This window comes from Actinomycetota bacterium (assembly GCA_035540895.1).
Classification (GTDB): Bacteria; Actinomycetota; JAICYB01; order JAICYB01; family JAICYB01; genus DATLFR01.
On the sequence record DATLFR010000104.1, the window covers coordinates 1 to 7,678 of the forward strand.

At 71.7% G+C, this 7,678-nt stretch carries 10 protein-coding genes; 4 read left to right on the plus strand and 6 right to left on the minus strand.

Translation table 11 applies throughout. The features are described from left to right. Positions 1-60 precede the first annotated feature (60 nt). Both VM840_06090 and VM840_06095 read left to right on the plus strand, forming a co-directional pair. Positions 61-237: a hypothetical protein gene (locus VM840_06090; GenBank protein ID HVL81145.1), complete on the plus strand. Its 177-nt coding sequence runs from the start codon at positions 61-63 to the stop codon at positions 235-237. A gap of 13 nt (positions 238-250) precedes the next feature. Beyond that, a complete protein-coding gene (locus VM840_06095; protein HVL81146.1) occupies positions 251-448 on the plus strand; it encodes a hypothetical protein in 198 nt (65 codons plus the stop codon). Here VM840_06095 and VM840_06100 read toward each other — a convergent pair. Continuing rightward, the gene (locus VM840_06100; protein ID HVL81147.1) at positions 420-1,067 is read right to left on the minus strand and encodes a nitroreductase family protein; all 648 of its coding nucleotides are present in this window, start codon (positions 1,065-1,067) and stop codon (positions 420-422) included. The genes VM840_06095 and VM840_06100 overlap by 29 nt on opposite strands. A gap of 37 nt (positions 1,068-1,104) precedes the next feature. Beyond that, the gene (locus VM840_06105; GenBank protein HVL81148.1) at positions 1,105-1,818 is read right to left on the minus strand and encodes a biotin--[acetyl-CoA-carboxylase] ligase; all 714 of its coding nucleotides are present in this window, start codon (positions 1,816-1,818) and stop codon (positions 1,105-1,107) included. Positions 1,819-1,878: 60 nt separating this feature from the next. Here VM840_06105 and VM840_06110 point away from each other — a divergent pair, with 60 nt between their 5' ends. Next, positions 1,879-3,630 carry a biotin carboxylase N-terminal domain-containing protein gene (locus VM840_06110; protein HVL81149.1) on the plus strand — a complete coding sequence of 584 codons (1,752 nt, stop codon included), beginning with the start codon at positions 1,879-1,881 and terminating at the stop codon, positions 3,628-3,630. Here the strand turns inward: VM840_06110 and VM840_06115 are convergent. Next, positions 3,571-4,569: an NAD(P)/FAD-dependent oxidoreductase gene (locus tag VM840_06115; GenBank protein HVL81150.1), complete on the minus strand. Its 999-nt coding sequence runs from the start codon at positions 4,567-4,569 to the stop codon at positions 3,571-3,573. The two genes, VM840_06110 and VM840_06115, sit on opposite strands and share 60 nt — an antisense overlap. A 120-nt stretch (positions 4,570-4,689) precedes the next feature. On the opposite strand from VM840_06115, the gene VM840_06120 reads away from it, so the two are divergent. Next, positions 4,690-5,850, plus strand: coding sequence for an NADH-quinone oxidoreductase subunit D (locus tag VM840_06120; protein HVL81151.1), 1,161 nt, complete (start codon positions 4,690-4,692; stop codon positions 5,848-5,850). On the opposite strand, the gene VM840_06125 is transcribed toward VM840_06120, so the two are convergent. From VM840_06125 to VM840_06135, 3 genes are read right to left on the minus strand one after another with little or no spacing between them, the layout of a single operon-like run. Then, on the minus strand, positions 5,851-6,150 hold the full coding sequence (locus tag VM840_06125) for a hypothetical protein (GenBank protein ID HVL81152.1): 300 nt from the start codon (positions 6,148-6,150) through the stop codon (positions 5,851-5,853). Positions 6,151-6,187: 37 nt separating this feature from the next. Beyond that, entirely contained in the window at positions 6,188-7,255 is a 1,068-nt protein-coding gene (locus VM840_06130; protein HVL81153.1) for an SAM-dependent methyltransferase, read from the minus strand. Between the two features lie 19 nt (positions 7,256-7,274). Next, positions 7,275-7,565 (minus strand): hypothetical protein, encoded by a 291-nt coding sequence (locus VM840_06135; GenBank protein HVL81154.1) that lies wholly within the window; start codon positions 7,563-7,565, stop codon positions 7,275-7,277. Positions 7,566-7,678: the final 113 nt, after the last annotated feature.

The window sequence follows — 7,678 nt, forward strand, 5'->3', positions numbered from 1 at the left end:
CCCTTGCGGATCCACCCCACCCGCCATAAGGTCGGGAGCCGACCTACGACAGGAGGCACCATGCCGACGACGGCCGCCCCCCCGCCCGCGACGACGGACCGCTGGTTCCATTTCGAGCACGCTCAGCGGGAGTCGGATCTCTACTCGGTCTCGAGCGAGCAGGCGGAGGACGCCGGAGCGGACCGGGCCCAGGACTGGCTGGACGAGTTCCTCGAGCTCCCGACCTTCTCCCTCTAGCGGAGGTGACGTCATGGCACACGACCAAGAGCGCGCACGGACCGGCTCTCTCGTCTCCCGCGCCCTGACGCGGATCTCGCAGGACGGCGTGCGCAACGCGGTCGAGGCGCTGGACGAGCAGGAGAGGGAGACCGAGGCGGTGGACGAGCAGCTCGACCGTCTGGACCGCGGGTCGACCTCCCCTACCCCTTCCAGCCCTCCCAGTAGGTGATCTCGGAGACCGGCCTGCGCGCGGCCCGTCGGAAACGGGTCCCCTTCGTGTAGGCGACCGGCAGCAGCGCGGCCTGCGTGACCGTGTCCGGGATGCCGAGCACCTCGGCCACCTCGTCGGCGTAGGCGACGTGCAGGGTCGTCAGCGTGGACCCCAGCCCGCGGCTGCGCAGCGCCAGGTGGAAGGACCAGACGGCCGGGTAGATGGAGGCGAGCAGCCCCGTCCACATCCACTCGGGCGCCCCGGCCGGCAGCCGACCCAGCACGCACGGGATGACCAGCACGGGCACCCGGTGGAGGTTGTCGGCCAGGTACTGCGACGACGACACGACCCGCTCCATCTGCACCGCGCGCTCACCCTCGAGCTTCGCGAGGTTGTCGCGGCCCTGTGCCGCGTAGGGCTCCCACGAGCGACGGTAGGCCTCGGCCACGCGCGCCTTGCGCTCGGGATCGGTGAGCACCACCCACCTCCACCCCTGGGCGTTGCTGCCGGTGGGAGCCTGGATCGCGAGGTCGAGACACTCCTCGATCATCTCGCGGGGCACCGGTCGATCGAGGTCGAGCCGCTTCCGCACGGCCCGCGTCGTCGTCAGGAGCTCGTCGGTGGTCAGCTCGAGCATCTCGCCTCCTCGCGTCGCGTGCGACGAAGGTACGCGCTCACCGGACCGACGTGACGTCCCCCGTGGTCACGGCTCTCCCGTCGACCAGGAGGGCGCCGTCGTCGCGCACCCCCTCGGCCGTCCCGACCACGGGGCCCGAAGGGGTGGTCACGACGACCCGGCTCCCGATGGTGGTGCACCGGTCCCGGTAGGCCGGGAGCCAGTCCGTGTCGGAGGCGAGGGGGTCGAGCTCGAGCAGGACGCGCGCGGCGAGGACATCCCTCGACCGGGAGAGCCCCTCGATGGCGAGGCTGGTCGCCTCCACGTCCGGCGGGAGGTCGCCCGGCCCCTGGTGGACGTTCAGCCCGATCCCCACCACGACCGCCCCGTCCTGGGCGAGCTCTCCGAGGACGCCGCACACCTTCCGGCCGCTCACCTGGACGTCGTTCGGCCATTTGATCCCCACCCGCGGGTCGTCGAGGGCCCGCGCGACCGCGAGCGACGCGGCCAGACCCACGAGCGGCGCGCGGTCGGCGGGTACGTCCCGCAGGAGCGCGGACATCAACAGCGACGTCCCCGGCGAAGCGGTCCAGGTCCGGCCCTGGCGTCCCCGGCCCGCCGACTGGTGGTCCGCGATCAGCACCCTGCCGTCGGGGCCCCCCTCGGCCACGAGGACGGTTTGGGTCGAATCGATCTCTTCCACCACGTCGACCCGGGTGAACCGGGTGCCGGCCAGCATGGACAGCATGCGGGAGGAGGAGAGGTCGTCCATCGCGACGAGTGTACGAGCGGGCGGCTCTCTTCACGGAGGGAGCCGCGGGCCGTCTAGGATATGCGCGTGCTCCGCAAGGTCCTCGTCGCCAACCGCGGAGAGATCGCCGTCCGGATCTTCCGGACGTGCCGTGACCTCGGCATCGGCTCGGTCGCCGTCTACTCGGAGGCCGACCGCGCCGCGCTGCACGTAGAGACGGCCGACGAGGCGCACCTGCTCGGGCCGCCCCCGGCCGCCGAGTCCTACCTGAGGATCGACAGGATCATCGAGGTCGCCAAGGCGTCCGGGGCCGACGCCATCCACCCCGGTTACGGGTTCCTCTCCGAGAACAGGGCCTTCGCGCAGGCGGTGATCGACGCCGGTCTCATCTGGATCGGCCCTCCTCCCTCCGCGATGGACCAGATGGGCGACAAGGTGGCCGCCCGGAACACCGCGATCGCGGCCGGTGTCCCCGTCGTCGCGGGCACCCCGGAGCCGGTCGATACGGCGGGGGCACGCGCCTTCGCCGCCGAGCACGGTTTCCCGGTCGCCGTGAAGGCCGTGATGGGCGGCGGCGGGAAGGCCTTCCGCGTCGCGCGCTCGGCCGACGAGCTGGACGAGGCGCTCGAAGGCGCGGCCCGGGAGGCCCAGGCCTACTTCGGCGACGCCGCCGTCTTCTGCGAGCGCTACGTCGACCGCCCCCGTCACGTCGAGGCACAGGTCATAGCCGACGACCACGGGACGGTCGCGTTCCTGGGAGAGCGGGACTGCTCCACGCAGCGGCGTCACCAGAAGCTCATCGAGGAGGCTCCCTCTCCCGCCGTCACGCCGGAGATCCGACAGCGGATCGGCGAGGCGGCCGTCGCGCTCGCGAAGGCGGTCGGGTACCGGTCGGCGGGGACGGTCGAGATGCTGCTCGGCGAGGACGGCACCCTGTCGTTCCTCGAGATGAACACCCGGCTGCAGGTCGAGCACCCGGTCACCGAGCTGATATGCGGCGTGGACCTCGTCGCCGAGCAGCTGCGCGTGGCCGCCGGGGAGCCGCTCGGGTACGAGACGCTGCCGCTGCGCGGCCACGCGATCGAGTGCCGGATCAACGCGGAGGACCCGTCCGCCGGCTTCATGCCGTCGCCCGGGTCGATCACCGGCTGGCAGGAGCCGGCTGGACCGTGGATCCGCGTCGATGCCGGGTTCGGGGCCGGGCGGACCGTCCCGCAGACCTACGACTCCCTCATCGCGAAGCTGATCGTCCACGGCAACGATCGGGAGCAGGCCCGGCGCCGCATGCTGCGCGCCCTCGCCGAGCTCCGCATCGAGGGGATCCGCACGACGATCCCGTTCCACCGGGCCTTCCTAGGCCACCCCGCCTTCGCGGAGGGCCGCGTGTACACGCGCTTCGTGGAGGACGAGTTCCTGGCCGAGCTGCCAGGGCTGCTCGAGGCCCTCCCGGACGCCCCGGCGGCCGCCTCGGCTCCCGCGGTCGCGGTCGCGGCGGTCGAGCGGTCGATGACGGTGGAGGTGTCCGGACGCCGGTACGACGTGACCGTGCTGGACCGCGGCGGGCCCCGCCGTTTCAGCCCGCTCGAGCGATCCACCTCCAGCCACGCGGCTGACGGCGCCCATGCCGAGGTCAGGGCGCAGATGCAGGGGACGATCCTCAAGGTCCTGGTCGAGGAGGGTCAGGAGGTCTCCGCCGGGGAGCTGCTCTGCACGCTAGAGGCCATGAAGATGGAGAACCACATCGTGGCCCCGCGCGACGGCAAGGTGGCCGAGCTAGCGGTCTCCTCCGGCGCTCCAGTGCAGACCGGCGCCCTCATCGCCGTCATCGAGTGAGCCCGGGTCGGGCGCCGGGCGCGGAGAGGTCGGCGCCCCGAGCTCGCCGCGCAGGGACTGTGCGCACGCCACCCCGGCGGCCGTGCCCTGGGCGGCTGCCACCTGGACGAGCTGCAGGCCGGGGGTGACGTCCCCGGCCGCGTAGACGCCGGGGATGCAGGTCAACCCCTGCTCGTCGATCCGGATGTATCCGTCCTCGTCGGTCTCGCACCCGAGGGCCACAGCCAGCTCCGAGCGTGGGTGGTGTCCGATGGTGAAGAACACCATGTCGCAATCGATCGTCGTCCCGTCGGCGAGCCTCAGCCCCTCGAGGTGCCCCGGCTCGCCGACCAACGCGCTCGCCTTCTCCTCCACGACCCGGACAGGCTCACTGGCCAGCAGCTCCCCCACCGACGACGACACCTCGAGCGGTGCGCCGCCCGTGACGACGGCGACGCTCTGCGCCCAATCGAGCATCCCCAGCGCGAAGGCCGCGACCTCCGGACGGCTCCCCAGGACGGCCACCCGCCTTCCGCGGGCCTCGTAGCCGTCGCAGGTCGGACAGTGGAAGACCGTCTTGCCGTAGTGCTCGTCGAAGCCCTCGATCTCCGGGACCTCGTCGCGGACGCCGGTGCAGAGCACGATCCGGCGGGCCAGGACGGCGCCCGTGGAGGCGTGGACGACGAACAGGTCGCCGCGTCTGTCGATCGAGGGCACATCGGCCTGCTCGATGGTGACGTACGGGTAGCGCTCGAGATCCCGGCGGGCCTTCTCGCGCAGGACGTCGGGCGGGGTCGGGTCCGATCCCAGGTAGCCGTGGACGAGCTCCACGGAGTGGTTGCGGTAGGAGCCCCCGTCCAGGAGGAGCACGCTTCGGCGGTAGCGGGCCAGCCACAGGGTTGCGCTCAGCCCGGCCGGACCTCCCCCGACGACGACGGCATCGACGTTTCGCTCCTCCACCGGACCCTCCTGCCCGGGTGAGCGTGCGCTCAAACGGGACCGGGAAGCGCTGGTATCGTTCACGGCGACCCGTGACGACGAGCAGGAGCGGATGCAGGTGCGACGCGGAGTGACCGCCTGATGGCTCGGCCACCTATCGACCTCGAGCCCGGACGCGGCTACATCACCACGACGACCGAGCGTGACATCGACACGGGCGAGATGGTCCTCAACATCGGTCCGCAGCACCCGTCGACGCACGGGGTCCTGAGGGTGGTCGTTCATCTGGACGGCGAGAAGGTGCGCCGCGCCGACCCGACGATCGGCTACATGCACCGCGGCTACGAGAAGCTCGTGGAGGTCCGCAACCCCGCCCAGATCACCACCCTGCTCAACCGCCTCGACTGGATCTCGAGCTTCGCCTACGAGGTGCCCTTCTGCATCGCGTGCGAGACGCTCGCCGAGATCGAGGTGCCGGAGCGGGCCAAGTGGATCCGGGTGCTCATGACCGAGCTCAACCGCGTCGGGTCGCACTCGCTCTTCTGCGGGGTCTACGGGCTCGAGCTCGGCGCGCTCACCGCGCCGATGTACGGGTACCGAGACCGCGAGTACTCCCTCGACCTGCTCGAGATGGTGACGGGAGCCCGTCTCCACACCAACTACACCCGGGTCGGAGGGATGCGCGACGACCTCCCCAAGGGCTTCTACGACTCCATCCCGAAGATCCTGGAGTACTACCGGACCCGGATCGACCAGTGGCTCGACTTCCTGATCGGCAACGACGTGTTCATCCAGCGCACCCGCGGCATCGGCGTTCTCCCGCCGGAGATCGGTCTCGACTACGGGGTGAGCGGTCCGAACCTGCGTGCCTCCGGACCCGCGCTCGACGTCCGCAAGACCGAGTCCTACCTCGGGTACGACCAGTTCGAGTTCAACGTCGTGACCGGTGAGACGGGGGACTGCTTCGACCGCTACATCATGCGCGTGCGCGAGATGTGGGAGTCCTGCAACATCATCGAGCAGGTGATCGAGGGGCTCCCGTCCGGACCGGTCACCTCGAAGGTCCCCCGGGTGTTCCGGGTCCCCGCCGGGGAGATCTCCGTGTACGGCGAGGGTCCTCGGGGACTCGTGAACTACTACCTGGTCTCGACCGGCGACCGGGAGCCGTACCGGATGAAGATCCGGACCCCCTCCTTCGCGAACGTCAGCGTCCTGCCCTATCTCCTGGACGGGGTGTACGTCCCCGACGTCGTGGCGATCCTCGGGAGCCTCGACTTCGTGGTCGGCGACGTCGACCGCTAGCTAGCGGTAGGGCCCGTCGACGGGCGGGATCCCGATGCTCACGAGGAGTCGGCGCACCCCCGCCTCGATGTCCGTGCCGTCGTCCCACCGGTCGTGCCGGGCCCCGGACGTCCCGGGGACGCGCGGTGCATCGCCGATCGACACGACGACATCGGTGCCCGACAGCTTCGCTGCCCCCTCGATAGCGGCCGCCGCCACGACCGAACCTCCGGACAGGCGGGTCGTGAGCTCCTCCGCACGTCGCGCGGCTTCCTCGTCCGCGGACAGGAAGAGGACCTTGGGGCTGTACCTGTTGACCATGCGTGCGTGATGCCCGGGCTCGGCGGGCGGTAAACCGTCAGTCCTCGACGTGGGCCGGGTCGGGGTCGGGTACGTCCCGGCCCCACACGTGCACGCGGAACCCGCCCATGGACCCGGCCAGGACGGCCGCCGCGCCGCGGGCGGCGTGCAGCCGCAGCGCCTCGGCTCCCGTGGCGCGCTCCGCCCGCGCCCGCAGCTCCTCGAGGTCGCGCCGCAGACCCCAGGTCAGCAGGAAGTCCCGCTGGGTACCCGCCCAGACGCGACGCAGTCCGGCGTCCTCCGCGGCCTCGTCGAGCACGGTGAAGTCCACGTGGGCGGTGAGGTCCTGGCGCCCGGGGAGGGCGAGCAGGTCGGGGCTGGGGTGTCCGTCCCGGTACGCCAGGAGGGTGCCCTCCGGGCGTCCCTCCCAGATCTGCGGACGCGGGTCGCCGTAGTCGATCACCACCAGGTAGCCGCGGTCAACGATCGCCGCCACCTCGCGCAGCCACGGTCCGGACGCTGGCCTCGCCTCGTAGCGCCCCGGGGTGTCCGGGAGCCCGTCCGCGAGCCGGGAATCGCTGGGCTCCCCCCAGATCCAGGACAGCCCATCGGCGGATGCGGACACGTAGGCCTCGCGGACACCGTCCTCGGCCACCTCGAGCAGGTGGACGGGGAAGCTGTCCACCACCTCGTTCGCCAGCACCACCCCCGCGCCCGGACCGGCGTCCGCCGGGGACCCGAACCAGGAGGCCCGGCGCCCGGACATGGCCTGCCTCTGGGCCTCGGCCACCGCGGCGTGCCGCTCGACGAACCGCCACGCGAGGGCGATCTCGGGGATGGACGAGGCGGCCACGGACCGGGCCAGGGACCCGTCCCCCCCTCCGATCTCGGTCACCGTGAGGGGGTCCGGGCGCTCCAGCCCCACCCACATCGCCTCGACGCACCTGGCCAGGCAGCGCCCGAACAAGGGGGAGAGCGTCGGCGCCGTCTCGAAATCCCCCCGGGGGCCCGGGACCTGCGAGGCGTAGTAGCCCACCTCGGGGTCATGCAGGCACCGGTCCATGAACTCGGCGAACGTGACGGACCCGCGCGCGCGGACCCAGTCCGTGATCGGGTCTATGGGCACCGGGTAAGGCTAACGAGCGTCAGCTGCCGGCCGTGGCCGCGTCCGACTCCCCCTCCGCGGCCTCGTCGGACGCGGCTCCTCCGAGCGGCGGGTGGCGGTCCTGGGGGTGGGTCGGTCGCTCGGTGGGGACGGTCGAGCCCTGGGGAGGTCCACCCTGCTCGTCCGCGTACTCGAGGGGAGCCTGGTCGGTGTTGGCCGGACCCGGATCGCGATCGGACCCCTCCGGGCGCCCCTGATGCCCGCGCTCCCAGACCCGCTCGCGCTCGAGCTGCCTACCGTGTTCCGGGTACTCCTCGTCGTCGGGTGCCATCGGGTCCTCCTCTTCAGGCCGCTGTGCTCAGCTCGAACCAGATCTTCGTTGCCGAGTTCGACTCCCAGCCCCACCGGTCGGAGAGCTGCTCGACGAGGACGAACCCCCACCCA

What these genes read in the sequence shown, in the direction of transcription:
- VM840_06120 (HVL81151.1), top strand. Translation starts at nt 4,690, where the DNA reads ATGGCTCGGCCACCTATCGACCTCGAGCCCGGACGCGGCTACATCACC.
- VM840_06135 (HVL81154.1), bottom strand. Translation starts at nt 7,565, where the DNA reads ATGGCACCCGACGACGAGGAGTACCCGGAACACGGTAGGCAGCTCGAG.
- VM840_06100 (HVL81147.1), bottom strand. Translation starts at nt 1,067, where the DNA reads ATGCTCGAGCTGACCACCGACGAGCTCCTGACGACGACGCGGGCCGTG.
- VM840_06090 (HVL81145.1), top strand. Translation starts at nt 61, where the DNA reads ATGCCGACGACGGCCGCCCCCCCGCCCGCGACGACGGACCGCTGGTTC.
- VM840_06105 (HVL81148.1), bottom strand. Translation starts at nt 1,818, where the DNA reads ATGGACGACCTCTCCTCCTCCCGCATGCTGTCCATGCTGGCCGGCACC.
- VM840_06110 (HVL81149.1), top strand. Translation starts at nt 1,879, where the DNA reads ATGCGCGTGCTCCGCAAGGTCCTCGTCGCCAACCGCGGAGAGATCGCC.
- VM840_06095 (HVL81146.1), top strand. Translation starts at nt 251, where the DNA reads ATGGCACACGACCAAGAGCGCGCACGGACCGGCTCTCTCGTCTCCCGC.
- VM840_06125 (HVL81152.1), bottom strand. Translation starts at nt 6,150, where the DNA reads ATGGTCAACAGGTACAGCCCCAAGGTCCTCTTCCTGTCCGCGGACGAG.